General features: G+C 72.2%; 21 protein-coding genes. 10 read left to right on the top strand and 11 right to left on the bottom strand.

What is annotated here, in order from left to right:
* Window positions 1-104: 104 nt before the first annotated feature.
* The 6 genes from AB0F10_RS29925 to AB0F10_RS29900 all read right to left on the bottom strand — a co-directional run bounded on the left by AB0F10_RS29925 (window position 105) and on the right by AB0F10_RS29900 (window position 8,457).
* Complete coding sequence (locus AB0F10_RS29925) at window positions 105-2,195, bottom strand: galactose oxidase-like domain-containing protein (RefSeq protein ID WP_360632303.1); 2,091 nt, start codon at window positions 2,193-2,195, stop codon at window positions 105-107.
* Window positions 2,192-3,367: a glycosyltransferase family 2 protein gene (locus tag AB0F10_RS29920; protein WP_360632300.1), complete on the bottom strand. Its 1,176-nt coding sequence runs from the start codon at window positions 3,365-3,367 to the stop codon at window positions 2,192-2,194. Before AB0F10_RS29920 ends, AB0F10_RS29925 begins: the two co-directional genes overlap by 4 nt.
* The gene (locus AB0F10_RS29915) at window positions 3,364-4,923 is read right to left on the bottom strand and encodes a phospholipid carrier-dependent glycosyltransferase (RefSeq protein WP_360632297.1); all 1,560 of its coding nucleotides are present in this window, start codon (window positions 4,921-4,923) and stop codon (window positions 3,364-3,366) included. The genes AB0F10_RS29920 and AB0F10_RS29915 overlap by 4 nt, the downstream gene beginning before the upstream one ends.
* Window positions 4,920-6,170 carry a glycosyltransferase gene (locus tag AB0F10_RS29910; protein ID WP_360632294.1) on the bottom strand — a complete coding sequence of 417 codons (1,251 nt, stop codon included), beginning with the start codon at window positions 6,168-6,170 and terminating at the stop codon, window positions 4,920-4,922. Before AB0F10_RS29910 ends, AB0F10_RS29915 begins: the two co-directional genes overlap by 4 nt.
* Before the next feature lie 346 nt (window positions 6,171-6,516).
* Window positions 6,517-7,395 carry an alpha/beta hydrolase gene (locus AB0F10_RS29905; protein ID WP_360632291.1) on the bottom strand — a complete coding sequence of 293 codons (879 nt, stop codon included), beginning with the start codon at window positions 7,393-7,395 and terminating at the stop codon, window positions 6,517-6,519.
* A 30-nt stretch (window positions 7,396-7,425) separates the two neighbouring features.
* Window positions 7,426-8,457 (bottom strand): LacI family DNA-binding transcriptional regulator, encoded by a 1,032-nt coding sequence (locus tag AB0F10_RS29900; protein WP_360632288.1) that lies wholly within the window; start codon window positions 8,455-8,457, stop codon window positions 7,426-7,428.
* Window positions 8,458-8,718: 261 nt separating this feature from the next.
* On the opposite strand from AB0F10_RS29900, the gene AB0F10_RS29895 reads away from it, so the two are divergent.
* The 5 genes from AB0F10_RS29895 (at window position 8,719) to AB0F10_RS29875 (ending at window position 15,209) form a co-directional block, all read left to right on the top strand.
* The gene (locus AB0F10_RS29895; protein WP_360632286.1) at window positions 8,719-10,032 is read left to right on the top strand and encodes a sugar ABC transporter substrate-binding protein; all 1,314 of its coding nucleotides are present in this window, start codon (window positions 8,719-8,721) and stop codon (window positions 10,030-10,032) included.
* Window positions 10,033-10,112: 80 nt separating this feature from the next.
* A complete protein-coding gene (locus AB0F10_RS29890; RefSeq protein ID WP_360632283.1) occupies window positions 10,113-11,042 on the top strand; it encodes a sugar ABC transporter permease in 930 nt (309 codons plus the stop codon).
* Window positions 11,043-11,045: 3 nt separating this feature from the next.
* Window positions 11,046-11,867 carry a carbohydrate ABC transporter permease gene (locus tag AB0F10_RS29885; protein ID WP_360632280.1) on the top strand — a complete coding sequence of 274 codons (822 nt, stop codon included), beginning with the start codon at window positions 11,046-11,048 and terminating at the stop codon, window positions 11,865-11,867.
* A gap of 7 nt (window positions 11,868-11,874) precedes the next feature.
* Window positions 11,875-13,812 (top strand): beta-L-arabinofuranosidase domain-containing protein, encoded by a 1,938-nt coding sequence (locus AB0F10_RS29880; RefSeq protein ID WP_360632277.1) that lies wholly within the window; start codon window positions 11,875-11,877, stop codon window positions 13,810-13,812.
* A gap of 44 nt (window positions 13,813-13,856) precedes the next feature.
* Window positions 13,857-15,209: a serine hydrolase domain-containing protein gene (locus AB0F10_RS29875; RefSeq protein WP_360632274.1), complete on the top strand. Its 1,353-nt coding sequence runs from the start codon at window positions 13,857-13,859 to the stop codon at window positions 15,207-15,209.
* A gap of 402 nt (window positions 15,210-15,611) precedes the next feature.
* Here the strand turns inward: AB0F10_RS29875 and AB0F10_RS29870 are convergent, their stop codons facing one another.
* The gene (locus AB0F10_RS29870) at window positions 15,612-17,402 is read right to left on the bottom strand and encodes a DUF1996 domain-containing protein (RefSeq protein WP_360632271.1); all 1,791 of its coding nucleotides are present in this window, start codon (window positions 17,400-17,402) and stop codon (window positions 15,612-15,614) included.
* Window positions 17,403-17,605: 203 nt separating this feature from the next.
* Here AB0F10_RS29870 and AB0F10_RS29865 point away from each other — a divergent pair, with 203 nt between their 5' ends.
* Window positions 17,606-18,316, top strand: coding sequence for a response regulator transcription factor (locus tag AB0F10_RS29865; protein ID WP_360632268.1), 711 nt, complete (start codon window positions 17,606-17,608; stop codon window positions 18,314-18,316).
* Complete coding sequence (locus tag AB0F10_RS29860) at window positions 18,313-19,329, top strand: HAMP domain-containing sensor histidine kinase (protein ID WP_360632265.1); 1,017 nt, start codon at window positions 18,313-18,315, stop codon at window positions 19,327-19,329. The genes AB0F10_RS29865 and AB0F10_RS29860 overlap by 4 nt, the downstream gene beginning before the upstream one ends.
* Before the next feature lie 7 nt (window positions 19,330-19,336).
* On the opposite strand, the gene AB0F10_RS29855 is transcribed toward AB0F10_RS29860, so the two are convergent.
* Together AB0F10_RS29855 and AB0F10_RS29850 are read right to left on the bottom strand one after the other, a co-directional pair.
* The gene (locus tag AB0F10_RS29855) at window positions 19,337-21,274 is read right to left on the bottom strand and encodes a glycoside hydrolase family 15 protein (RefSeq protein WP_360632262.1); all 1,938 of its coding nucleotides are present in this window, start codon (window positions 21,272-21,274) and stop codon (window positions 19,337-19,339) included.
* A 66-nt stretch (window positions 21,275-21,340) separates the two neighbouring features.
* On the bottom strand, window positions 21,341-21,685 hold the full coding sequence (locus tag AB0F10_RS29850) for a hypothetical protein (RefSeq protein ID WP_360632259.1): 345 nt from the start codon (window positions 21,683-21,685) through the stop codon (window positions 21,341-21,343).
* A 156-nt stretch (window positions 21,686-21,841) separates the two neighbouring features.
* Here AB0F10_RS29850 and AB0F10_RS29845 point away from each other — a divergent pair, with 156 nt between their 5' ends.
* Window positions 21,842-22,567 carry a DUF72 domain-containing protein gene (locus AB0F10_RS29845; RefSeq protein ID WP_360632256.1) on the top strand — a complete coding sequence of 242 codons (726 nt, stop codon included), beginning with the start codon at window positions 21,842-21,844 and terminating at the stop codon, window positions 22,565-22,567.
* Window positions 22,568-22,586: 19 nt separating this feature from the next.
* Here the strand turns inward: AB0F10_RS29845 and AB0F10_RS29840 are convergent, their stop codons facing one another.
* On the bottom strand, window positions 22,587-23,174 hold the full coding sequence (locus AB0F10_RS29840; RefSeq protein WP_360632253.1) for a TetR family transcriptional regulator: 588 nt from the start codon (window positions 23,172-23,174) through the stop codon (window positions 22,587-22,589).
* 79 nt (window positions 23,175-23,253) lie between these two features.
* Here AB0F10_RS29840 and AB0F10_RS29835 point away from each other — a divergent pair, with 79 nt between their 5' ends.
* Complete coding sequence (locus tag AB0F10_RS29835; RefSeq protein ID WP_360632250.1) at window positions 23,254-24,084, top strand: class I SAM-dependent methyltransferase; 831 nt, start codon at window positions 23,254-23,256, stop codon at window positions 24,082-24,084.
* A 223-nt stretch (window positions 24,085-24,307) separates the two neighbouring features.
* Here AB0F10_RS29835 and AB0F10_RS29830 read toward each other — a convergent pair whose 3' ends face one another.
* The gene (locus tag AB0F10_RS29830) at window positions 24,308-24,838 is read right to left on the bottom strand and encodes a 2'-5' RNA ligase family protein (protein ID WP_360632248.1); all 531 of its coding nucleotides are present in this window, start codon (window positions 24,836-24,838) and stop codon (window positions 24,308-24,310) included.
* 42 nt (window positions 24,839-24,880) lie between these two features.
* Between AB0F10_RS29830 and AB0F10_RS29825 the strand changes: the two genes are divergently transcribed.
* Window positions 24,881-25,351, top strand: a complete 471-nt coding sequence (locus AB0F10_RS29825; RefSeq protein ID WP_360632245.1) for a DUF2809 domain-containing protein — start codon at window positions 24,881-24,883, stop codon at window positions 25,349-25,351.
* The last annotated feature ends 368 nt before the right edge of the window (window positions 25,352-25,719 follow it).

The raw sequence follows: 25,719 nt of genomic DNA, 5'->3' as shown, positions 1-25,719 counted from the left end.
GGGCGCCGGGCCGGGATCGGACCCGCCCGGCGCCGCGAAGAGCCAGACCCCCGCGGCCAGGACGCCGGCCGCACCCAGCAGCGGCCAAACACGGCCTACCCCGGTCACCTGACCTGCACCCACTGCGCCACCGACGGCACCCCGTCGGTGCCGACCACGTAGAGCATGTACCAGCCCGGCGGCGCCAGGTCAGGATTGCTGGTCAGGTTCAGGCCGATCGTGTTACCGGTGACCGTCATCGGCAGGTCGACGTAGCGCTGGTTCGGATCGCTGGAGTGGGTGACGGCCTCGGGGCGGATCAGGGACGCCTTGAGGATCGGGCCGTCGACCGTGATCTGCTTGCTGGTGCCGTAGGCCCACTGGTCGCCCGCCACGCTCAGGATCTGCGGCCGGCCGCCGTGGAACAGGTACGGCGGTGAGTAGACCGAGATCCGCATCTCGAACGAGCCGTCGCCGGGGTTGTCGCCGACGGCCATGACGCGGCCGTCCGGCAGCAGGAACGCCGACGAATGATACGTGCGCGGCACCGGGTCTGTCGCCATGCCGGGGGTGAACGTGTCGGTCGCCGGGTCGAACATCGACGCCTCGTACACGGGGTCGGCGCGGTTGTGCAGGCCGCCGCCGGTCTCGAAGACCCTGCCGTCGGGCAGCAGCACCGCGGAGACGTACATCTTGCCCTGTGCCGCCGTCTGCGGGACGCCGCCGGTGAGCGTGCCGGTCGGCAGCAGGGGGCCGGGGCGGTAGACCGGGGTGGCCTGCTTGAGGTCGATCAGGTCGGTGAGCCGGTTGGCGTCCGGGTTGCCGTCGATGTTGCCACCGCCGAGGGTCAGTACCCGCTGGTCCTGCGCCGGCGGGAGCAGCACGCTCATCGACTGGTCGCGTTCGTCCTTCTTCCGCAGGCCGCTGACCGGGGTGATGGTGTTGGCCCGGTAGTCGTAGATGGACGCGCCGGGGCCGGGCAGGCCGTTGCCGAAGACGTGGCTGCCGGAGTAGAAGAGGCGGCCGTCCTGCATGAGGATCATCGACGGGTAGAGGCCCCAGAAGCTCCAGGTCTGGTTGGCCTCGCCGAGCGGGAGCCAGCGCTGGGCGCTGCTGTCGAAGTACTGCGTCGCGACGGTGCCGGCCGAGTCCTCGCCGAGGCCGCCGAGCGAGACGACGTCGCCGTTGCCCAGCACGGTGGCCGACGGATACCAGGAGCCCGCCGACATGTCGTTGACCCTCGTGTACGCGAGGGTGTCCGGGTCGAAGACGTACGAGTTCTTCAGGCCCTTGTAGCCGTGGCTGCCGTCGGCCGCCGGATAGTCCTTGTTGCCGCCCATGATGAGCACCCGGCCGTCGGCAAGCTGGACGTGGCCGGAGCAGAACAGGTCGGCGGGCGTCGCCACGTTGACGAACGTGCCCGTACCCGGGCGGTAGACCGCCGTGGTGAAACTGCCCGCGGCGAACGCCGCCGGGTCGTTGCCGGAGCCGGCGACCAGCAGCACGTCGCCGTTCTTGAGCACCACCGCGTGGATGCCGCGCACCGGCGAGTCGAACGGCATGACCTGCCAGGCGCCGGCGGTGCAGGCGGGGCCGGCGCTGCACGAGGTGCCGGGCGCGGGGTGCGTCGCGTCGGCCATCGCGTAGTCGTCGGTCTGCAGCGTGCCGGCGCCGTAGATGGTGACGCCCCAGACGATCTGGTCGGTGCCGGCGGGCACCGGCGGCGTCCGTACCGTCTGCCGGGTCCAGTCGGCCGTGGTGGCGAGCGTCGCGAGGTCGGTCCAGTAGACCCAGCCCCGGGCCACGTCGTGCCGGAACATCGTCATGACGGTGTTCGGGGTCGTGGTCCTGTACCAGGCCGAGACGTCGTACTGGTGGCCCGGCGCCACGTTCGGCGCGCAGGACGGGTTCTCCAGCATCAGGGCCTTGCGGTCCCCGCTGCTGATCGCGGCGACGGTCACCTTCATGGCGTTGACGCCGCCGTGCGCCGCGTGGGTCACCTCGAAGGTGTGGGTGCTGTCGCCCCAGCCGGACCGCTCCCAGCAGACCGGGAAGCCGTCGGCGCCGAGCACCTCGAAGCCGGGATTGGCGAGCAGGTTGGCGTCCGCGAACGAGCGGCCCGGCACGCCCAGCACGAGCAGCAGGGCCAGGACCACGACCTGGGCCGTGCGGATCCGGTCACGCCGGCCGAGGATCGGGAGGGAACGCGGGTTCATGCGTTCGGCCTCGTGCGGTAGAGCACCCTGTCGAGGAGGAGGAACCGCGCGGTGAAGGAGATCAGCAGCGTGATCAGGTTGGCGGCCAGCACCCCGACGTGCGCGCCGTCGACGAGCAGGGCCAGCAACGGGATCCGCAGCAGCAGGTCCGCGTTGCCCATCACGAAGAAGCGGGTCATCCGGCCGGCCAGGCTGCCGTGCCGGCGGGCGCGATACAGCAGCGTGTCGGTCAGGGCGAAGTTCCATCCGACGGCGATCAGGTTCGCCACCACGGCGGCCGGCAGGTAGTGCACGCCGGCGACGTGGGTGAGGAACCACAGGGTCAGCTGGTTGGGCACCAGGCCGGAGACGCCGATCAGGGCGAAGGCGAGCATCCGGGTGCGTTCCGCACCGACGCGCAGGATCGCGAGATGCTTGAGGAACCGGACGCCCTCGGCCAGCGTCGACTTGGACTCGCCGGCGTGGCGCTGCTGAAACGTGTACGGCACCTCGACGATGCGGCCGGGCCGGTTGCGCACGACGAGTTCGAGCAGCACCTTGTAGCCCAGCGGGCGAAGCTGCTCGGCCTCGAGCGAACTGGCACGCACCGCGAAGAGCCCGCTCATCGGGTCGCTCACCTGCAGCAGCGAGTTGCGGAAGATCACCTTGGTGGCGAGGGTGGCGCCGCCGGAGACCAGCCGGCGGTAGCCGCCGGTGAGCCCGCCGGTGCTGCCGCCGCCCGTGTACCGGGTGCCGACGACCAGGTCCGCGCCGTCTCGCAGGCCGGCCGCGATCAGGTCCGGCACGATCTCCGGCGGGTGCTGCAGGTCGGCGTCGAGCACCACGATCCAGGCGCCGCGGGCCAGCCGCATGCCCTCGACGACCGCGCCGCCCAGGCCGCCGGTGCCGCGCTCGCGATGGTGGACGGTGATCGGGATCGGGCAGGTCAGCGCCGCGCGGCGGATCACGTCTGGGGTGTCGTCGGTGCTGTCGTCGACGAAGACGATCTCCGTGTCACTCTCCGGCAGCGCCGACACCAGCCGCCGCAGCAGGGTCTCGATGTTGTCGCGCTCGTTGAAGGTCGGTATGACGATGGTCTGCCGTAGCGCCGTCGCCACCTGCAACTCGCCGATCGCGCCGGTCAGCATCGTCCGCCGGTCGCTCTCCGGGCGTTCGTCGGCGGTCAGTGTCACGGCTTCTCCTTGTCGACCCGGCGGATCTCGATGCGGCCGTCCTGCGGGCCGAACGACGCGATCACCGTGGAATTGGTGAGCAGTTTGTTCACTGAAGGCAGGGAGCCGGGATCCTGGCGCAGCGCCGGCGTCGAGACGATGTAGTCGACGTCGCGCCAGCCGGCGCCGAGCCGTCCGGAGACCGCCGTGTCGAGGTCCAGCTTGTAGAACCAGATCACGTTCTCCCGCCGGTATCCGGCGTCGACGGCGTCGAGCCAGAGCACGTCGTCGAGCACGATCACGGCGTCCTGGCGGTCCGGCACCCGGGTACTCAGGTAGTCGGCCGCCGCGACGTACTGCGCGTTGTCGTTGGTGGTGAGAGCCCGGCGGTCGCCGACGTACCAGCGGGGCACCACCAGGGTCAGCGCCGCCGCGGCGGCCGCCGCGAGGATCGCCCACCGCCACCACGATCGCCCCGGCCCGAGCCGGACCACGCCCTGCTCGGCGACGCCCGCGATGACGATGGCGAAGAACGGCAGTACCTGCACGACGTACATGGCGGGCAGGTAGCCGCCGGGCCGCAGCGCGACGAGCGCGAGGAACGTCGCGGCGACGGCGGGGGGCCGCAGCCGGCGCACGGCCAGCGCGATCCCGGTGGCGACCAGGCCGGCCGCCAGGATCACCGTGTCGTAGTAGAGCCACGCGGCGATCAGCGAGTGCGAGCCGGAGCCCTCGTCGAAGACGGTGCCGGAGCTCGAGCGCGACATGAGCTGGAACTGCCAGGCGCCGACGAGCGAAACGTGCCCGGGCCCGGGGAGGAGCTCGCCGCGCAGCAACGCGTACAGCGGGTAGAAGACGCCGACGAGCACGACGCCGCTGACGTAGCCGCCGAACGCCCAGGGCCGGGTGGAGGTCCTGGCGGCGTTCTGCCACATCGCCACCAGCACGGCCGGGACGGTGATGAGCATCGTCTCCTTGGACAGCACCGAGACGGCGGTCGCGGCGCCGGCGGCGGTGTAGTGCCACAGGTGCTTGCGCGGGGAGAGCGCGAGCGCCAGCGCGCCGAGCATCCAGGCCACCGCGAAGCTGTCCAGGTAGATCTGCCGGTTCATGGTCACCGCCAGCGGCGACAGGCCGAAGGTCAGCAGCGCGCCCGCCGCGGCCCAGCGGGAGAAGCCCAGCCGCCGGCCGATCAGGTACACCAGCAGCAGGCTGACCGCCACCACCGGGAGCATCGCGATGCGGCCGCCGGCGACCGTGAGCAGGTCCGGCGCGAGCGCGGCCGGGAACCACGCCAGCCCGGCAAGCTGGATCCAGGCGATCGGCGGGTGGTCGTACCAGTAGGTGTAGTGGGCCAGGCCGTGACCGCCCCGCACCGCCCAGGCCTGCGCGAGGTAGGTGCCCTCGTCGTCGGTCGCGGTCGGGAAGCCGGTGATGTTCCAGGCCAGAACCAGCAGCACCAGGGTGGTCAGGCCACCGGCGAGGTAAAGGTCCGTCCTGCGCCCACGGCGGCGCGCCGGCTCCGGCACGGCGGGAGGGGCGATGACCTCGGTGGGCGCGTCCAGCGTGATGCTCACGCGGCCACCCCGCTCTCGAGCTTGGCCGGGGCCAGGTGCGCACCGGTGTGTGCGGTCAGTTCCCAGTCGCGCCGGCCGGTGTATTCGCGGTGCACCGCGCGCAGCGCCGCCGCGGCGAGCACCAGCGCGTACGGGAAGGCGCCGATGATCAGGCGCGCGTAGTGATGCCAGCGGATGCGCTGGCCGTACTGCTTGCCGAAGTCGCGCAGCCCGACCGTCTGGAAGACCAGGTTGGCCGCCATCGGGATGACCGGAATGAAGGTGATCAGGGCGACGAGCACCGGAAGCTGGGCCCAGATCGCGATGGCGATGCCGATCGGGATCACGATGCCGGAGAAGGCCTGCAGAAACGGCTGGGTGAGCGTGTACCGGGCGAGCATGCGCTGGCCGAAGCCCGGCAGCCGCCGCCACTCCCCCTTGCGGTAGACCTGCAGAAAGCCCTGGTTCCACCGGGTGCGCTGCTTGAGCAGCGACTTCAGCGTGCCGGGGGTCTCCTCCCGGGTGACGATCGCCGAGTCGTACGCGACGACCACCTTGGCGCCCCGGCTGGACAGCCGCACGCCCAGGTCGCAGTCCTCGGCGAGGCAGGTGCCGTCCCAGCCGTTCGCGGAGCGCAGCAGGCCGGTGCGGACGAAGACGGTGTTCCCGCCGAGCGGGATGAAGCCCTTGGCGGCGTGCAGGTGCAGCCGGCTGCGGAACCAGAAGAAGTACTCCAGGCAGTTGTGCAGGCTGTACCAGTTGGAGTGGAAGTTGATGAGCTGCACGCCGCCCTGCACCACGTCGGCGCCGGTGGACCGGAAGGCGTGGTCCACATGCTCCAGCAGCAGCGGGTCCACCTGGTCCTCGGCGTCGAAGACCCCGACCACGTCGCCGCGGCAGTAGGGCAGCGCGGTGTTGAGCGCGCGCGGCTTGTTCTTGTGCAGGTTGGTGTCGGTCACCACCAGGATCCGGCCGGGCGTGGTGGCCGCCACCCGGTGCGCCACCTCGGCAGTGCCCGGGTCATCGTGACCCACGATGATGATGATCTCGAAGCCCTCGTGCGACGACTCGAGCAGGCGCGCGACCGTGTGTTCCAGCACGGCCTGCTCGTGCCGGGCCGGCACCAGCAGCGAGAAGGTCAGCCGGTGCGCGCCGTCCGGCGCGGCGAAGCGGGTCGACGCCAGGGTCTCCGGCGTGCGCCAGGCGTGCATCGTCCACCACAGCGTGACCGCGGCGAAGCCCGCGAGCACCAGTGAAACCACAATCATGATGGCGGCAGCCAAAACCGTTTGCCCTTCGGAAATGAGGTGGGTCCCACCCCCACCAGCGGGCAAACAATAGCCCGGAATACCGACCCGAATTCAAGCCGCCGAACAGACTTTTACCTGGGCCGGGTTCCGTTCTCGGAAATGGCCGCCGCCGGAAACATGATCTTAATTTGGGGCCCGGCAATCGTACGATCCCGGCCCCATGTCGAGCCCCGTTCCGACATTGCGGGATCCGTTGGGTTATGGCCGATTCGGGCCGTCACCGCAGCCCGGGCCCGACGGGCGGCCCCTGTTGTCTCAATTTTGCATTCCCGGATACCCGCCGTTTACAAATGTCTCTGGATTTCTAGCGGGCCACGGCGCGTTCGGTGTTGCGGACGATGGCGTCGACGATCCGCGGCCACGCGGCGCGCGGCAGGTCGTGGCCCATTCCCGGGATGACCAGCAGGTCCGCGCCAGGAACCGCGTCGGCGGTCGCCCGGCCGCCGCTGACGTCGATGAGCGGGTCATCCTCGCCGTGGATGACGACGGTCGGCACGGTGACGCCGCGCAGGGCCGCCGTGCGGTCGGGCGAGCCCAGCGCCGCGGCGTACTGCCGCAGGGTGCCGAGCGGGTTGTAGGCGCGGTCGTACTTCGCGGTCGCCCGCAGCAGCAGCTCGTCCGGCGTCGCCGGGAATCCGGGCGAGCCGATGATCCGCGCCGAGGCGATCGAGTTCGCGATGGCCTCGTCCCGGTTCGCCGCCGGCGGCAGGCCCAGCAGGGCCGCGGCCTCGGGCGTCGGGCGGCCGACCGCGCGGTCGCCGGTCGTCGACATGATCGAGCAGAGGCTGGCCACCCGGTCCGGGTGGTCGATCGTGAGCTGCTGGGCGATCATGCCGCCCAGCGACAGCCCGGTCACATGCGCCCGCTCGATGCCGAGGGCGTCCAGCAGGCCCGCGGCGTCGGCGGCGAGGTCGGCGAGCAGGTACGGCACCGTCGCGCCGTCACCGCCCAGGATCGCCCGCACGTCGGGCACGCCGAGCTGCGGCAGCGCGGCCGACAGGCCGGCGTCGCGGTTGTCGAAGAGGACCACCCGCAGCCCGCGCGCCGCGAGCAGCTCGCAGAACTCCTGCGGCCAGTCGATCAGCTGGGCGCCGAGGCCCATGATCAGCAGCAGCGCGGGGGCATCGTCGTCGCCGAGCGTCTCGTAGCGCAGCTGGATGCCGTTCGACAGCACATCGGGCACGGAGGGTCCTCTCTCATGGGGGTCTGAGCCTTACCGCAGCGGGGCCGTCGACTCGCGGGTGATCAGGCGGACCGGCACGGTCTCGACGCCGGAGCTGGGGTTGCCCTCCATCGCCGCGGACAGCCGCTGTGCGGCTATCCGGCCGAGCTGCTCCAGGTTGAGGTCGATCGTGGTCAGCGGCGGGCGGGCGTTGGCGGCGAGGACCTTCCAGTTGTCGAAGCCGATCACCGCGACCCGCGACGGCACCTCGATGCGCTCCTCGTGCAGCACGTCCAGCACCCCGCGGGCGATCTCGTCGGAGCCGGCGAAGATCGCGTCGACGTCGGGGCAGCGCTCCAGCAGCATGCGGGTGGCGCCGCGGCCCCACGCCTCGGACCACATGCCGAACCAGACCTCGCCGCCGGCCGGTTCCAGGCCCTGCTCCGCCAGCCGTTCCAGCGCGCCGCGGGCGCGGTCCTGAGCGGCGCCGTAGTCGGGGTCCCCGGTGATGTGCGCGATCCGGCGGAAACCGCACCGCAGCAGGTGGTCCACCGCCATCCGGCCGCCGCCGACGTTGTCGGTGACCAGCGACAGGTCCTGCGGATCGTCGGACGGCGCGTACGCGTAGACCACCGGAACCGGCAGGTCCCGGCCCAGCGACGGCCGGGTGTCGGGCCGGGCGCCGACGACGATGAGCCCGTCGACCCGGCGGCTCAGCAGCGCGCGCAGATGGTGCTTCTCGCGGATCGCGTCGTCGCGGGCGTCGCAGAGGAAGACCGAGGTCTGCCCGGCGCCGAACGCGTCCTCGGCGCCCATCAGGATCGGGATGGAGAAGCGGCCCTCCAGGTCGGACGTGAGCAGGCCGACCGTTCCGCTGCGCTGCGTGATCAGGCTCTGCGCGATGGTGTTCGGCGAGAACGACAGCTGCTCGGCCGCCTGGATGACGCGCGCCCTGGTCTCGGCGCGGACCTGCGGCTGGCCGTTGAGCGCCTTGGACGCGGTGGCGACCGATACGCCCGCGAACCGCGCGACGTCGCGCAGGGTGACGCTGCGGTTGGGCGCCCCGCCGCCGGTTGCCTCCAAGGCCCGCCTCCGATCCTGACGACTGCCGCTCTTGACAAGAAAATCTCCGCAGCATTACGTTTCTGAAAACGTTTTCGGCGGCTGGCGCCGAACCCTCCACCCCACCCACCCGACCGACCGCCTGTACGTGCCTTTCGCGGGCGAGGCGCAGTCAGCCTAGCTCACGCAGCGGCCGCTCCCGAAACATACATCCGAAACAAAACACACCGTCGGGCACGCTCGTTTCCGTCCGGGTCACCCCACGGTTCGAGGAGGAGCACAGTGAGAACACGGATATCCCGGGGCGTCCGCAGAGCGGTCGCCGCGGCAGCTGCACTGGGCCTGGTCGCCGCGATGGCGGCGTGCGGATCCGACGACGACGCGGCGACCGGGTCGACCGCCGTAACCGCCGAGGGCGTCGACGACGGCGCCGAACTGACCCTGTGGACCCGGGCGCCGCTGGAGTTGCAGGCCAAGGCGCTCGTCGACGCCTACAACAAGTCGCACAAGAACCAGGTGAAACTGACAATCGTCCCGAACGACGACTACGTCGCGAAGGTCGGCGCGGCGGCCGGCAGCGGCGACCTGCCCGACCTGTTCGCCGCGGACATCGTCTACGTGCCCAACTGGACCAAGGCCGGGCTCTTCAGCGACATCACCGAGCACATCGGCAAGCTGCCGTACGCCGACAAGCTCAACCAGGGGCACATCAGGGCGGGCACCTACAAGGACGCCAAGTACGTGCTGCCGTTCGTGCTCGACCTCTCGGTGATCTTCTACAACAAGGCGCTCTACAAGGAGGCCGGCCTCGACCCGGAGAAGGGCCCGACCACGATCGACGAGTTCAAGCAGCAGGCGCTCGCCATCCAGAAGCTGAAGAAGCCCGGCGTCTACGGCACCTACTTCGGTGGCAACTGCGGCGGCTGCAACGTCTTCACCTGGTTCCCGATGATCTGGGCCAGCGGCGAGGAGGTCATGAACCCCGAGGGCACGAAGTCCCTGCTCGACGGTCCCGCCGCGCAGAAGGTCTACGCCACCTGGCGTGAGCTGAACGCGGCCGGAGCCATCGCGCCGGGCGCCAAGGACGAGACCGGCGCCACCTGGGTCGCCGCGTTCCAAGAGGGCAAGGTCGGCGTGATGCCGTACCCGGCAACCCTGCTGCCCACCGCCGCCAAGACCGTCGACGTGGGACTCGTGCCCATCCCCGGCGTCACCGGAGGCAGCTCCACCTTCGTCGGCGGCGACGGCATCGGCATCTCCAAGGACTCGAAGAAGAACGCGCAGGCGTGGAACTTCCTGTCCTGGCTCACCACCGAGGCGGCGCAGATCGACGTGCTCGCGGCGGGCAACAGCACGGTGTCGCGCACCGACCTCGCCGACAACAAGTACTCGGCGAAGGACCCGCGGGTCGCCACGGTCAACAAGGTCGCGGCGTCGCCGCAGAGCAAGACGCCCGTCGCGCTCAACTTCCAGCAGGCGTTCAACGCGCCCACCGCACCCTGGTCCACGCTGCTGCGCAACCAGGTCTACGGCGATCCGGGGTCGCTCGCCGACGACAACGCCGCCATCACCAGCGTGCTCGGCCAGGGCCAGTAACGGCCACCGGGCGCCGGGACTCCAGCGGTCCCGGCGCCGCGAGCCGGCCGCCACCGCAGTACTGGAGGAACACCGCGACCATGTCACCCACCCCCACCCTCGCCGCCTCGCCGGCCGCGGACACCGCCCGGCCGGCCGGGCGGCGCGACCGCCGGCTGCTGCGCTACTCGCCCGCGCTCACCGGCTGGGCGTACGCCGCGCCGACGGCGATCTTCATTCTGATCTTCTTCGTGGTGCCGATCCTGCTGGTCGGCCGGATGTCGGTCTCCGACTGGGGGCTGTTCGCCGGCAACCGGGGCTGGAACGCCCCGGACAACTTCACCTCGGCCGTCGACGACCGGCTGTTCTGGCCCGCGGTGTGGTTCACGATCAAGTACACCGTGGTCACCACGGTGATCCTGCTCGGGCTCTCGCTCGGGCTCGCCCTGGTCGTACAGGAGTCGAGCCGCTGGAACGGCCTGCTGCGCACCTCCTTCCTGGTGCCCGGCGCGCTCGGCCTGGCCTCGGCGTCGCTGCTGTTCTACGCGCTGTACTCGCCGCAGAGCAGCCCGCTGGGCTTCCTCGGCATCGACTCGTTCCTCGGCACCCCCTCGGCGGCGCTCTGGTCGACGGTCGCGCTGATCGTCTGGCGGTTCGCCGGCTTCTACATGCTGCTGATCCTGGTCGGGCTGCAGGGCATCTCCGCCGACGTCTACGAGGCGGCCCGGCTCGACGGCGCCGACCGGCGGCAGACCTTCCGGTTCGTCACCCTGCCGCTGCTGCGCCCGTCGCTGGCGCTGTGCACCATCCTCTGCGTCACCGGGTCGATGCTCGCCTTCGACCAGTTCTACATCCTGACCAAGGGAGGCCCCGACAACAGCACCGTCACCATCGTGCAACTGGTCTACAACATGGCCTTCGGCGGCCAGAACGACCTCGGGCGCGCCGCCGCGCTGTCCATTCTGGTGCTCGCCGCGCTGCTGGTCATGAACGCCCTGCAGTTCCGCGGCCTGCGCGGCCGGGAGCGCTGACCCATGACTCGCAACCTGCTGCTGCGTACCCCGCAGCACGTGCTCACCGGCGCGCTCGCCATCGTCTTCCTGTTCCCGCTCGCCTGGGCGTCGGTGGCCTCGGTCAGCCCGCAGGCGGGCACCGCGCAGACCCACGGGTGGGGCCTGGGCAACTACCAGACCCTCGCCGGCTACCAGGCCGGCATCGGCCAGTACCTGTTCAACTCGACCCTGGTGTCGGTGCTGACCGTGCTGATCACCCTGGTTGTCTCGGTGCTCGGCGGGTACGCGTTCGCGATGTTCACCTTCCCGGGCCGCAACATCCTGTTCCTGCTGACCCTGGCCATCCTGATGGTCCCCTACGCCACCCTGCTGATCCCGCTCTACGTGCTGCTCAACGAGCTCGGGCTGCAGAACTCGCTGGTCGGGCTGGCGCTGGTGCTCGCCATGTTCCAGCTGCCGTTCGCGACCCTCATGATGCGGGTCTCCTTCGAGGCGGTGCCGCGCGAGCTGCGCGAGGCCGCGCTCATCGACGGCTGCGGCTCGCTGCGCGCGCTGCGGTACGTGCTGCTCCCGGCCGTCAAGCCCGGGCTGATCACGGTGGGCCTGTTCGCGTTCCTGGCCGCCTGGAACGACTTCATCACGCCGCTGGTGCTGATCAGCGACACCGACAAGGTTCCGCTTCCGCTCGCCGTCGCCAACCTGCGCGGGCAGGTCATGGGCATCGTCGACTACGGCGCGACGGAGGCCGGCGTGGTCGTGCTGGCACTGCCCTGCGTACTGCTCTTCCTCGCCCTCCAGCGGCACTACGTCCGCGGGTTCATGTCCGGCGCTCTCAAAGGGTGATCCACAAGTGACGATCGACGAAGTACTGCCCATCGCCCCCGGCAGGACCGCCGGCGACTGGACCCGCCGGGGCGGCACCCCCGCCGCGCCGAGCCGGGGCCGGCTGCGCCCGCTCGGCCTGCGCGAGGTGACCCTGCTTCCCGGTTTCTGGCAGCGCCGCCAGGACGTCAACCGGTCCGCCTCGCTGGCGCACATCGAGCACTGGCTGGAACGCGCCGGCTGGCTGGGCAACTTCGACGCCGCCGTCGAGGGACGCCTGCCCGGCGCCCGGCGCGGCCGCGAGTTCGCCGACACCGAGACCTACAAGCTGCTGGAGGCGATGGCCTGGGAGTTCGGCCGCACCGGCGACCTCGAGCTGGAGGCCCGTTACTCGGCGATCGTGCGCCGGGTCGCCGCCGCGCAGGAACCCGACGGCTACCTGAACACCAACTTCGGCCGGCCCGGCCAGCAACCCCGCTACAGCGACCTCGAATGGGGCCACGAGCTCTACTCCTTCGGGCACCTCATCCAGGCGGGCGTGGCCCGGGCCCGGACCTTCGGCACCGATGAACTCGTCGAGGTGGCCATCCGCGCCGCCGACCACGTGTGCGACGTCTTCGGCCCCGACGGCATCGCCGGCGTCTGCGGGCATCCGGAGATCGAGCCGGCCCTGGTCGAGCTCTACCGGGTGACCGGCGACCGCCGGTACCTGGAGCAGGCCGCGCTGTTCGTCGACCGCCGCGGCCACCGGGTCCTCGCCGACATCGAGTTCGGCCGCTCCTACTTCCAGGACGAGGTGCCGGTCCGCGCGGCCGAGGTGCTGCGGGGGCACGCGGTCCGGGCCACCTACCTGGCGGCGGGGGCGGTCGACGTCGCGGTGGAGACCGGCGACACCGAGCTGCTCGACGCCGTCACCCGGCAGTGGCGGGCCGCGGTGGCGCGCCGCACCTACCTCACCGGCGGCATGGGGTCCCGGCATCAGGACGAGGCGTTCGGCCCCGACTTCGTGCTGCCGCCCGACCGCGCCTACTCCGAGACCTGCGCGGGCGTCGGCTCGGTGATGCTGGCCTGGCGGCTGCTGCTGGCGCAGGGCGACCCGCGCTGCGCCGACCTCATCGAACGGACCCTGTTCAACGTCATCGCCACCTCGCCGTCGGACGACGGGACCCGGTTCTTCTACACCAACACCCTGCACCAGCGGGTGCTCGGCACCGAGCCGGCGGCCGACACTCAGGTGCCCCGGGCCGCGTCGACGCTGCGCGCGCCCTGGTTCGAGGTGTCCTGCTGCCCCACCAACCTGGCCCGGACCTTCGCCGGGCTCGCCGCCTACGTCGCCACCAGCGACGACGACGGCGTGCAGCTGCACCAGTACGCGGCCGCGCGCATTCGCACCGCGCTGCCCGGCGGCCGGGCGATCGGCCTGGACGTCGACACCGCCTACCCCGCGGACGGCCGGATCACCGTGCGGGTCACCGAGGCGCCGGACGCGCCGTGGACGCTCACCCTGCGCGTACCGCACTGGGCCGACGGCGCGACCCTCGACGGGGTCGCGGTCCCGCCCGGGCAGGTCCGGGTCCGGCGCCGCTTCGCGCCCGGCGAGACCGTCGTGCTCGACCTGCCGGTCCGGCCGCGGCTCACCGCCGCGGACCCCCGTGTCGATTCCGTACGCGGATGCGCCGCCGTCGAACGGGGTCCGGTCGTCTACTGCGTGGAGTCGGTGGACCTGCCGCCGCACGTCCCGCTCGAGGCGCTGCGGCTGGACCCGTCGATCGCGCCCGAGGACCGCGACGGCGCGGTGGTCGTCGCGGGCCGGCTCGCGTCGCTGCCCGGCAACGAGTGGCCGTACGGCCCGCCGGGACGGGAGACGGACGTGCGGGCGCTGGAGGTGACGCTGCGGCCGTACCACGACTGGGCCGCCCGCGGGCCGTCGACGATGCGGGTCTGGCTGCCGCTGGCCGCCGGGTAGGCCCGGCAGTCGGGTGCCCTCGGCCCGGCGGCTATAAAGATCAGGTGAGTGATCTTCCGAGGAGCACCCCGGCCGAGCAGGGGGTCGACGCGGGCGGCATCGACGCGTTCGTCGCGGCGCTCGAATCGGCGCCGGGCATCGAGCCGCACAGCCTGATGGTCCTGCGGCACGGCCACGTGGTCGCCGAGCGGTGGTGGCGTCCCTACCGACCCGGGACCCCGCACCTGCTCTACTCGGTGAGCAAGGCCGTCGCCTCGACCGCCCTCGGCTTCGCGGTGACCGAGGGTCTCGTCGACCTGGACGCCACCGTGCTGTCGTACTTCCCCGAGCACGACACGCGGGTCACCGACCCCCGCTCCCGCTCGATCCTGGTCCGCCACGTCGCGTCGATGACCAGCGGGCACGCCGGCGAGACGGTCGAGCAGGCGTTCCGGGCGGGCGAGGGCGACCTCACCCTCGGCCTGCTCCTGCTGCCGCCGGAGCGGGAGCCGGGCACCTTCTTCGCCTACAACCAGCCCTGCACGAACGCGCTCTCGGCGATCATCGAGCGGGTGAGCGGCGCGCCGATGACCGAGTTCCTGCGGCCCCGGCTCTTCGAGCCGCTCGGCATCGACCAGTACGGCTGGTGGCCCGACCCGATCGGCCGCGAGCAGGGCTTCTCCGGGCTGCACCTGACCACCGAGTCCGTGGCCAAGATCGGACAGTTCTACCTGGACGGCGGCAGCTGGCGGGGCCGGAAACTGCTGCCGGCCGAGTGGATCGCGGAGGCCACCCGCCGGCACGTGGCCACCGACATGGTCAACCCGGACTCCCGGCACGGGTACGGCTTCAAGTTCTGGCGCAGCCTGCACGGCTACCGCGGCGACGGCGCCTTCGGGCAGTACCTGCTGGTCCTGCCCGAGGCCGACGCGGTCGTGGCGATCACCTCGCAGAGCACGGACACGCAGGGCATCCTCGACCAGGCATGGACGCACCTGCTGCCCGCCCTGACCGCGGGTACGGGTCCCGCCGGGCCGTGGCCGGCCGGGTCGCCGGAGCTGGCCCGCCCGGCCGGCGACGGCAGCACCGGCGAGTTCACCGAGGCGGCCTACCGGCCGGGGCCGGACAACACGGTCGGCACGCTGCGGCGGGTCCTGCTCCGGCCCGGCGGGCTGGTGCTCGACGACGGCCGGGAGCTGACCGCCGAGCTCGGCGCGCCGGACAGCTGGACCGTGGCCGGGCCCGTGGCCACCGCGCACGCCTGGTCGGGCGGCCGGCTCCTGGTCGACGTGGTCTTCACCGAGAGCCCGCACCGGCTGCACCTGGCCCTGGACCCGGCGACCGGCACATTCGCCGCGTCCTGGCAGACGGCGCCGCTGGCCCCGATCACGCTCGCCGCCCTGCGCATGCCCCGCTGACGGGACCCTCAGCTCAGCGCGGGCGCCACCGGTTCGGCGTCCGTCCACTCGGCCCTGACCATCGAGGTCACCTGGTCCGGAGAACTCACCTGTCTGCCGCCGGCCACCGTCATGGTCGGTCACCGTTGCCGAGGTGCCGGGCCGAGCCCGAAGCCCTTGCGGGTGGCGAGCTGGACCCGGGCGGCCTCGGCTCCGGCGCGCAGCCGCGCCGCCTCGGCCTCGAGGGCCGTGGCGGCGCGGTCGGTCAGCCGGTGGTAGCGCCGGGGGCGGCCGTCGACGATCTCCTCGCGGCAGCGGTCCCATCAGGACAGGTCGCCGGCGAGAGGCGCCCGATACCACCGAACGGGCAGGATCCGGACACCCCCGCTCAACGCCACCCGGGCAGCCGGGAGCGGCCTGGATTCAGCGGCACACCCGGCCCTGGTTGATGCAGTTGGCGATGCGCTGCATCGTCCGGGTGGAGTTGACGTTGACGAAGTCGTTGTGGTCGGAGAAGGGGTTGTGGTTCTCCTCCGGGAAGGAGTCCAGGGCGTACTGGCCCGCGACCTGCACGTCGCGCGGAATGTTGTACGAGATGGTGATGCGCAGCTGCGGAATGGCGACGAAGCCTTCCGGGCAGGCGCCGGTGGCCGCGTCGGCGAAGGCGACGTGGCTGCGGTGGTTCGCGCTGTCGACGTTCTTGCCGTCCCAGCACCCGGGGAAGTCCTGCAGCCGCTGCACCTGGCTGCCGCGCGGGCAGACCGGGTACCTGTCGGACAGCCGGTCGGCGAAGCCCGAGCAGGTCCAGGTGGCGCGGGCGTTGGCCGGGCCGCGGCTGGTGGGCTTGGCGTCGCCGGTGAGTGCCCGCAGGAACCTCGGCATCGGCACCACCCTGCCGGTCGCGTTGCCGCGGTACTCGATGAGCACCTTCGCGGGGCCCACGATGCCGCCGGTGTTGTTGGGCAGTTCGAGGTTCGGGCCCTGCGGGTCGGGCAGCGGGGCGGCGGCGGACGGTGCGGCGGACGGTGCGGCGGACGGTGCGGCGGACGGTGCGGCGCTCGGCGCCGTGCTCGGCGCGGAGGCGGGACCGTTGCTCACGGTGCAGGAGGCGAGCGCCTCGAGGCCCTGCGGGCGTTCGGCGCGCCGGCCGATCGCGGTGGCGATCCGGTCGAGCACGGCGACGCGCTTGGCGCGCAGCGGTCCGACGATCGCGTTGCCGACGAAGTCCGGTCCGCCCTGGCCGCGCGTGGTGACGAGCCGCTCGTTGGCCTCGGAGACCTGCCTGTCGAGTTCGTCGAGGTTGCGGTTCACCTCGGCGAGCGCCGGTGCGGGTACACCGGGCAGCCGGCCGCGGACGGCCGGGCACTGGATCTGCGGGTTCGCGACCCCGGCGGCCGGGGTGCCCGGGTGGTTCATGCCGTGCATCGAGGCGTGCATGCCGTCGTAGCTGATGGTGCAGTCGACCAGGGACACCAGGCCGGCCCGGCGGTTGCCGACGGTGGTGCTGATGCTTCGGATCAGGGTCGCGCGGCGGGCCCGCAGCCGGTCGAGGATCCGGTTGTTGGCGTCCGCGTCGATGCGGCCCCGCTCGGACGCCATCTGGCGGTTGGCGGCGGCCACCTGGCGGTCCAGCTCGGCCAGGCTGCGATCGACCGAGTCGCGCGCGGCGTCGGGCACCGCGGGCAGGCGGTCGCGGACCCGGGGGCAGACGACCTCGGGCTGGGTCCGGGCGAGCGCCTGCCGGACCTGGTCGCCGCCGCGGACGCTCTTGTCGATGCGTACGACGGGCCAGAAGTACGAGGAGCGGTCGCCGTTTCTGCAGGTGGTGCCGGACGCGGCGAGATCGGCGTTGGACGAGTCAGCGGTGATGGCGAGATTGCCGAGGAAGTCGTGCACGTGCTCGGCGCCGTTCTTGATGCCGGGCTGCGCCACCGGGTTGTCGGGGCTGAACTTGCCATTGCGGTTGGTGCCGCAATCCACGGTGAACCGGCCGGTCGACGCGCCGGCGACCGGCCTCGGCGGCCGCACGTTCGGGCGCACGCTCTCGATCGGGACGAACTGGTCGAGGCTGGTGGCCGCGTCCGCCGTGCCCTTGCCGCCGCTGGAGACGAACGTGACGGTGAGCCCCCCGGTGGCCGCCAGCACCAGCGCCGCCAGGGCGATCCGGGCCGGCCTCGACTGCACCGGCCACGGCTGTTTCCTGCTGCGTTTCATGGTGGATCTCCTCAATGCCCGGGACGCGCCGGCTCCGGTGGTGCGCCGACGCCACCCGGTACGCGCCGCCGATCGGTGGCCGATCAACCCGGGCCGGGCACGTCATCGTTCGGTAAGAACTGACCGCCGGGCGGCGCGCCGTAAGAATTCCGAAAGCAGCGCCGGTGGGCGCCGGGGCGCCGCCGATCGGTAGCGTGAACGAAATGGGACATCGGGTGCTGGTGGTCGACGACGATCCGACGGTCAGCGACGTCGTCCGGCGCTACCTGGAACAGGCCGGCTGCGAGGTGCGGCTGGCCGCCGACGGCGCCGCCGGGCTCGCCTCGATCGCCGACCAGCGACCCGACCTCGTCGTGCTCGACCTCATGATGCCCGGCATCGACGGCCTGGAGGTCTGCCGCCGGATCCGGCGCCAGCTGCCCGACCTGCCGGTGATCATGCTGACCGCCCTCGGCGAGGAGGCCGACCGCGTCGTCGGGCTCGAGGTCGGCGCCGACGACTACGTGACCAAGCCGTTCTCGCCCCGCGAGCTGGTGCTGCGGATCCGTTCGGTGCTGCGCCGCGCCGCCGGTCCCGCGGTGAGCCACGCCGTGCCGACGCGGCTGGTCGACGCGGAGCTGACCGTCGACGCCGCCCGCCGCATCGCCGAACGGGACGGCGCGCAACTGGCGCTCACCGTCCGCGAGTTCGACCTGCTGGTCTTCCTCATGGGCCATCCCGGCCGCGCCTGGTCGCGTACCGATCTGCTGGAGAAGGTCTGGGGATGGCAGTTCGGCGACCAGTCGACGGTCACCGTCCACGTCCGCCGGCTCCGCGAGAAGATCGAGCGGGACCCGGCCGAGCCGGACCGGATCCGCACCGTCTGGGGCGTCGGATACCGCTACGACCCCCTCGACGAGCGGGCCGGCCGATGAGCGACATGCTGCTCATCGGGCTCTACGCCCTGGCCGCCGGCGGCGTCGTCGCCGCGGCCGGGGCGGTGGCGCTGCGGCTGCTGCGGGGCCGCTCGATCCTCGTCCACATCCTGGTGCTGCTCGCCGTCACCGTGCTCGCCGTGGTCGCGGGCGTCGCCACCGTCGCCCGCGCCATGTTCCTGTCCGGGCACGACCTGTTCGTCGTCCTCGTGACGGTGAGCGCCTCCGCGGTGATCAGCCTCGCCGTCGGTGCCGTCTTCGGCCGCCGGCTGGCGGCCTCCGCGGTGTGGGCGCAGGCGGCCCGGGAACGGGAGCGGCGCCTGGAGGCCGGCCGGCGCGAGCTCGTCGCCTGGGTCTCGCACGACCTGCGTACGCCGCTGGCCGGGCTGCGGGCGATGGCCGAGGCCCTCGAGGACCGCATCATCGTCGACCCGCCCACCGTCGACGAGTACCACCGGCGGATCCGGGTCGAGACCGACCGCATGACCCAGCTGGTCGACGACCTGTTCGAGCTGTCCCGCATCAACGCCGGCGCCCTGCGGCTGGTGCCCACCACGGTGCCGCTGCGCGAGGTGGTGTCCGACGCGATCGCCGGCGTCGCCCCGCTCGCCGCCAGCCGCAAGATCCACCTGATCGCCGCGGACAGCGGCTGGCCCCTCGTCCGCGCCGGCGAACGCGAGCTCGCCCGGGTCGTCAGCAACCTGCTGATCAACTCGGTGCGGTACACCCCGGTGGACGGCACCGTGCACATCTCGGCCGGCTACGAACGCGACGACGTGTGGCTGGCGGTCTCCGACACCTGCGGCGGCATCCCCGACGGAGACCTCGGCCGGGTCTTCGACGTCGCGTTCCGCGGCGAGCGCGCCCGCACGCCGGGAAACTCCGGCGCGGGTGGCGGCGGCGGGCTCGGCCTGGCGATCGTGCGCGGCCTCGTGGAGGCGCACGGCGGCCGGGTGGGCGTGCGCAACACCGACCGCGGGTGCCGGTTCGAGGTGCGGCTCCCGGCCGCCTGACGCGGCGTCAGGCGCCGGCCGCGTTCGCCGGGCTGAACCGGCCCGGCTCGACGCTCTGGTCGGTGCGGATGACGTGCATGACGGCGTTGATCAGGGCCAGGTGGGTGAACGCCTGCGGGAAGTTGCCCAGGTGCCGCCCGCTGTTCGTGTCGATCTCCTCGGCGTAGAGCTCCAGCGGGCTGGCGTACCCGAGCAGCCGCTCGCACAGCTTGCGGGCCCGCTCCACCTCGCCGATCTCCACCAGCGCCGAGACCAGCCAGAACGAGCAGATCGTGAACGCACCCTCCTCGCCCTCGAGGCCGTCGTCGGTCTCCTGCACGCGGTAGCGCAGCACGAGCCCGTCCGCGGTCAGCTCGTCCGCGATCGCGTGCACGGTGGCCCGGATCCGGGGGTCGTCGGCGGGCAGGAACCGCATCAGCGGAAGCAGCAGCAGGGAGGCGTCCAGGGCGGTCGAGCCGTAGCGCTGCACGAAGACACCGCGGTCGTCGACACCCCTGGCGCACACCTCGGCGCGGATCTGCTCGGCCAGGGTCTGCCACTTCTGCGCGTACTCGGGCTCGTCGTACAGGCGGGCCAGGCGGGCGCCGCGGTCGAGCGCCACCCAGCACATCACCTTGCTGGAGACGAAGTGCTGCGGCTCGCCGCGGACCTCCCAGATGCCGCGGTCGGGCTCCTCCCAATGCTCGGCGGCCTGCTCCACCTGGCACTTGAGCACCGGCCACAGCGACTCCGGCAGCTGTTCGCGGGACCGGGCGTGCAGGTAGACCGAGTCCAGCACGGCGCCCCACACGTCGTGCTGGCGCTGCTGGTACGCCGCGTTGCCGACCCGGACCGGGAAGGCACCCTCGTACCCGGACAGGTGCGGCAGGGCCTCCTCCTCGATCTCCCGCTCGCCGCCCACCCGGTACATGACCTGCAGTTCGTGGCCGTCGCGGCAGGCGTCGTGGATGAAGTAGAAGAAGTCGTCGGCCTCCCGGTCGAAGCCCAGCGTGTAGAGGCCCCACAGGGCGAACGTGGAGTCGCGCACCCACGCGTACCGGTAGTCCCAGTTGCGCTCGCCCCGCGGGGTCTCCGGCAGCCCCATGGTGGACGCGGCCAGCAGCGCGCCGGTCGGCGCGTACGTGAGGCCCTTGAGGGTCAGGGCGCTGCGCTGCAGGTAGCTGCGCCACGGGTGGTCGGGGAAGTCGCCGAGGGTGATCCACTGCCGCCAGTATTCGGACGTGTGCCCCATCCGTTCGAGGGCGTCGTCCAGGGTCAGCGGCGGTGGGAGAGCGGACCAGCCGAACGCCACGAAACGGGTCTCGCCCTCGATCATCCGGGTCCGCGCGTTCAGGCCGCGCCCCTCGATGCCCGGCCGCAGGTCGGTGGTGAGGCGCAGGGTCACCCCGGCGTCCGGGCATTCCGCGACGACGTGGCCGTAGCCGGGGCCCTCATAGCGCCAGGTCGCCTCCCGGCGGCCGTAGTCGAACACCGGCTCGCACGTCATCGACAGGTCCACCGTCCCGCTGACGCACCGCACCGTGCGCAGCAGGCAGTGCTCCGCGTCGAAGTCCGTCGGGGAGCGCCGGTGGGTCCGGGAGCGTTCCGTGACGTTGTGCCAGGGCCCCATGCACAGCGCGTCCCGCACGATCAGCCACCCGGTCCGGGTCTGCCAGGTGGTCTCCAGCATCAGGCTGCCCGGCAGGTAGCGCCGCGCGGCGGGCACGATCTCGTCGTACGGGCCAAGGCGGAACGAGCCCGCGCCACGGTCCAGCATCGTGGTGAACATGCTCGGCGAATCCGGCCGCGGCAGGCACATCCACTCGATCGCGCCGTTCGGCGCCACCAGGCACGTCACCTCGCAGTCCGACAGGAACGCGTAGTCGGCGATCGGCGGGAACGAAGTGCGCCCGCCGATCTGGGGCGGGTGCATCGCGGCGTCCCGATCCGACGGCGCCTTGTCCATACCAGCGATGCTCGTCCTTCGGCGCGGCCCGCGCCACCACAATCGCCGCTACGGGCCGGCCGGGCCTCAGGTGGTGAAACCGGCCTCGCGGTCCGCCGCGGCGATCTGGTCGTGGAAACGGGTGTGGACCCAGCAGCGCTCGCCGATGATGTTCAGCTCCGCCCATCGGCCGGAGGCGGGGCCGAGCCGGGTGTGGCGGGGCAGCGTCGCCAGCAGCCGCCGGGGGTTGGCGCCGCCCGACGCCTTGGTGCTCTCCAGCACGTGGATGCCGTCCGGGGTGACCACCACGCACCGGTACCTGTTCCACAAGGTGAGGCCGGTGAAATACGTGACGGCGAAGAAGGCGAAGCTCGGCGCGCTCTGGTAGATGAACGCCTGCCGGATCTCGCCGCCCGCGGGCAGAAGGGGCATCGCCCGCCGCACAAGGTCACTGCGAGGCGTCGGATTCACCCGCACGTTCCTATCACACGTTCGCCACGGTCCTGCTCCTCACACCGCCGGCCGTCCATCGCCGACGGCGCCGGCCCGCGCCGGTATGGGCCGGCTGATTGTGGGCATCCGTCAACCATGAAGGTTCATATCGGGACGTCCGGCTGGGGCTATGCCCATTGGGACGGCGTGCTGTATCCGCCGGCCACGCCCCCGCGTGCGCGCCTCGATCACTACGTCCGGCGATTTCGCACCGTCGAACTCAACGCGAGTTTCTACCGCTGGCCCCCGGCGGCAACGTTCGCCGGCTGGCGGCGCCGGCTGCCCGAGGGATTCCAGCTGTCGGTCAAGGCTCCCCGTGGCCTGACGCATGCGAGGAAACTGTCCGCGCCCGAGGAGTGGATCGCCCGCATCGCCGCCGGCCTGCACGAGCTCCGCGAGAAGCGCGGGGTGTTCCTCGTGCAGCTGGGCCCGGGTCAGCAACGCGACGACGCGCGGCTCGACCGTTTTCTCGAGCTGCTGCCCGGTTGGGTCCGCACGGCCGTCGAGTTCCGGCATCAGAGCTGGCAGCACGACGAGGTGTTCGAGCTGCTGGAACGTCGCGGGGCGAGCTATTGCGTCATGAGCGGCGCCCGCTTGCCGTGCGTGCTGCGGGCCACCGCACCCTTCGTCTACCTGCGCATGCACGGCCCGGATCCCGATCACCTGTACGCGGGCTCGTACCCGCACGAGAGCCTCGGCTGGTGGGCCGACCGGATCCGCGAGTGGAACGACCAGGGACGAGAGGTCTACGTCTACTTCAACAACGACGGCGGGGGAAACGCCGTCCGTGACGCCGAAGCCCTGCGACGGCTGCTCGGCTGAGCGACAACACCCGGCGCGGTCACCGCAGGGCGCCGGCCAGGACCGTGGTCACGATCCTGCGTACCGCGGCGGGCTCCGGCGTGCTGCCCTTGCGCTCGGTGAACAGCAGGTGCGCGGCGCCGATCAGGGTGGGCGCGAGGACGTCGACGTCGGCGCCGGGCGCGATCCGGCCCCGCTCGCGCTCGGCCGTCAGGTATCCGGCGATCATGGCCGTGCTCTCGCCGACGAGCGGAAGCCGGGCGGTGCCGGCCGCGCGCAGCCGGGCGCGCAACTCGTCCCGGGCGATGACCAGGACGACGATCGCCACCATGACCGGCTCGAAGAGGGCCGACAGCGCACCGGTGAGGTTGTCGGCGACGGCGCCGGTCCCCGCCGCGTCCCGCAGGGCGGCGGCCTGCGTCTCGAGCCCGGCGATGCGGTCCAGCACCAGCGCGACGAGGAACGCGTCGAAGTCGGCGAAGTGCCGGTGCAGGACGCCCTTCGCGACGCCCGCCTCCGCGGTGACCGCCCGGCCGGTCAGTCCGGTGACCCCGTCGCGGGCCAGCACCCGCACGGCGGCGTCGAAGAGTTGCCGGTGTGGATCCTGCAGCGCTACGCCGGTCGGCACCACGCACCTCTTCCCGATGCCGGCCATTGCCGAGCGACGCGGACTGCGATAGTGGGCGGTCGCCCACTAGAGTGGGCACATGGTCACTATACCGCCCTCGCCCAGGCCGGAGCCGCACCTGCACCGCCGCATGGCGGAGTCGTTCGGTGTCGATCCCGAACGGTATGACCGGAGCCGGCCGCCCTATCCGGACGCCATGATCGAGCGAATCGTGGCCGCCGCCCCCGGCGCCGACTTCCTCGACGTCGGCTGCGGCACCGGCATCGAGGCCCGCCAGTTCCGGGCCGCCGGCCGCGCGGTGCTCGGCGTCGAGGCCGACCCGCGGATGGCCGGCTTCGCGCGGGGCACCGGCATCGCGGTCGAGGTCGCGACCTTCGAGGCGTGGGAGCCGGCCGGGCGCACCTTCGACGCGATCGTCTCCGGCACCGCCTGGCACTGGGTCGACCCGGTCGCGGGCGCGGCGAAGGCGGCGCGGATCCTGCGGCCGGGCGGCGTGCTGGCCCCCTTCGGGCACGTATATCAGCTTCCGCCGCCGATCGCGGCGGCCCTCGCCGCGGCGTACCGGCGGGTCGTGCCCGATTCGCCGCTCGTCCTCGACGAGCGGCCACCGGGCTCGATCCTGGACGCCTACCAGGGCCTGTACGCCCGGGCCGCGGACGGCATCCGCGCGGCGGGCGGGTTCGGCGAGCCCGAGCTGTGGCGCTACGACTGGGAGCGCGCCTACACCCCCGCCGAGTTGTCCGAGCTGGTGTCGACCTCGGGCGGGCTCAGCACGCTGCCGCCGGACCCGGCGGCGCGGATCCTGTCGGCCGTCGGCGCGGCGGCCGACGAGTGTGGCGGCACCGTCACGCTGCCCTACGCCACCTGGGGCCTCACCGCGGTGCGGACCGACGGCGAGGTCCGGCGATGAACCGGGAGGCCGGGCCTGAGTTGATCGCGCCCACCGTCCGCCTGCACAGCGCCTGGCTCGAGGCTCATGCGGAATGGGGGCCCGGCCCGCACGAGGACGGCTCCGCCGCCTGGGTGACGCGGCTGGCAGGGCAGGCCGATCCGGCGAGGACCATCGACGCCGGCCGGCACCGCGGCACGTACCGGTGGATCGTCGAGGGTGACCGCGGCGCTACCGGATCGGGCTACCGGGCGAGGCGGCCGGTCAGGGGCCGGTCGATGTCGTTCACGTGGTCCGTCAGTGACGCCCCGGTCACCGTCGCCCGCACCGGCAGGACCTCCAGGCAGCGGCGCAGCGCCAAGGCGAGCTGCGGGTTGGGCACCCGCATGCTGACCGTGCAGTGCGGCACCCACCGGCCCGGCCGGTAGTGCTCCCACACCTCGACACCGGCGGCCGTCAGGCGTTCGTGCACCGCCCGGTGCACCGCCAGCAGCTCCGCGGTGGGCGTGACGCCCAGCCAGAGCACGCGGCCCACGAACTGGCCGACGAAATCCAGGTCCAGCGTCAGCCCGACGCCGAGGCCGGCGCCGTCGAGCGCGTCCGCGACCGCGTCCGGCGCGAGCTTGACGGCCGCGGCCAGCGACACGTGCGGGCGGTGCCGCTCGGCCTGCAGTGACGCCAGGGTCGGTATGCCCTCGGCCTCCAGCGCGCGCCACAGCGTACGGATCCGCCGCGTCGCGTGGACGTCCAGATGGAGTTCGAGAGCCGCGACCACGCGGACAATCTAGCGGTGCGGCCGACCCTCTACGATCCTGCGGTGCCGATCACACACCTGCGGTTCCGGCTGCTGATGCTCGCCGCGGCGGGCGGCCTGCTGGCCATCGCGTTCGCGATCCGCGCCGGTTCGGGCCTCCTGAACGGCGCCGGCCGGCTGGAGCAGTACTCCGGCACCGCGCTCTACGCGTCGATGGCGTACGTGGGTGTGCTGTCCCTGTGGCCGCGCCGGTCGCCGCTGACCGCCGGCGCGATCGCCTGGGCCTGGTGCTGGTCGATCGAATGCTTCCAGCTCACCGGAGTCCCCGCCTACCTGTCCGGCCACAGCCTGCTGGCCCGGCTCGCCCTGGGCGTGCAGTTCGACCCCACCGACCTGCTCTGGTACCCGCTGGGCATCATCCCGCTCGCCGCACTCCACGAACTCCTCCGCCGAACAACACGCACGAAGATCGGCCGCCCCCGACCGGCGGTGAAGGTCGACGGCCCGGACAACACCGGCCCAAGGCCAAGTTGACGTTGCTCAACACCCGACAACCGCGGCCTGGCCGGCATCTGGCCCGTCGCTCCATCTCGACCGCCACCACACAGCGGTCCAGCCGGCCGACAGTGAGCCTCCAAGAGGCACTACAAATCGCGCGAGGGCCGCTGACCGCAACCGGCGAGGTGCGTCCGCCTGACCCACCACCAACCCCGGCCTGCCCGACCAACCCTCCTGCCGCGCCCACAACGCGGAAGCCCGACCACCCACCGCAAGGGGACCACCCGCGGCAACCACGCACCCAGCGGCGAGCAACCAAGAACCCGGCGCAAGGGGCTCGAACGCAAGGGTGGGGCCGGGGGTGCCCACGAACTGCTGGTGGTTCGTTTCTACGCTGTTCGTGG

The sequence above is a fragment of the Actinoplanes sp. NPDC026623 genome (genome assembly GCF_040638275.1).
GTDB lineage: Bacteria > Actinomycetota > Actinomycetes > Mycobacteriales > Micromonosporaceae > Actinoplanes.
This window is presented reverse-complemented; position numbering and strand designations above follow the sequence as displayed.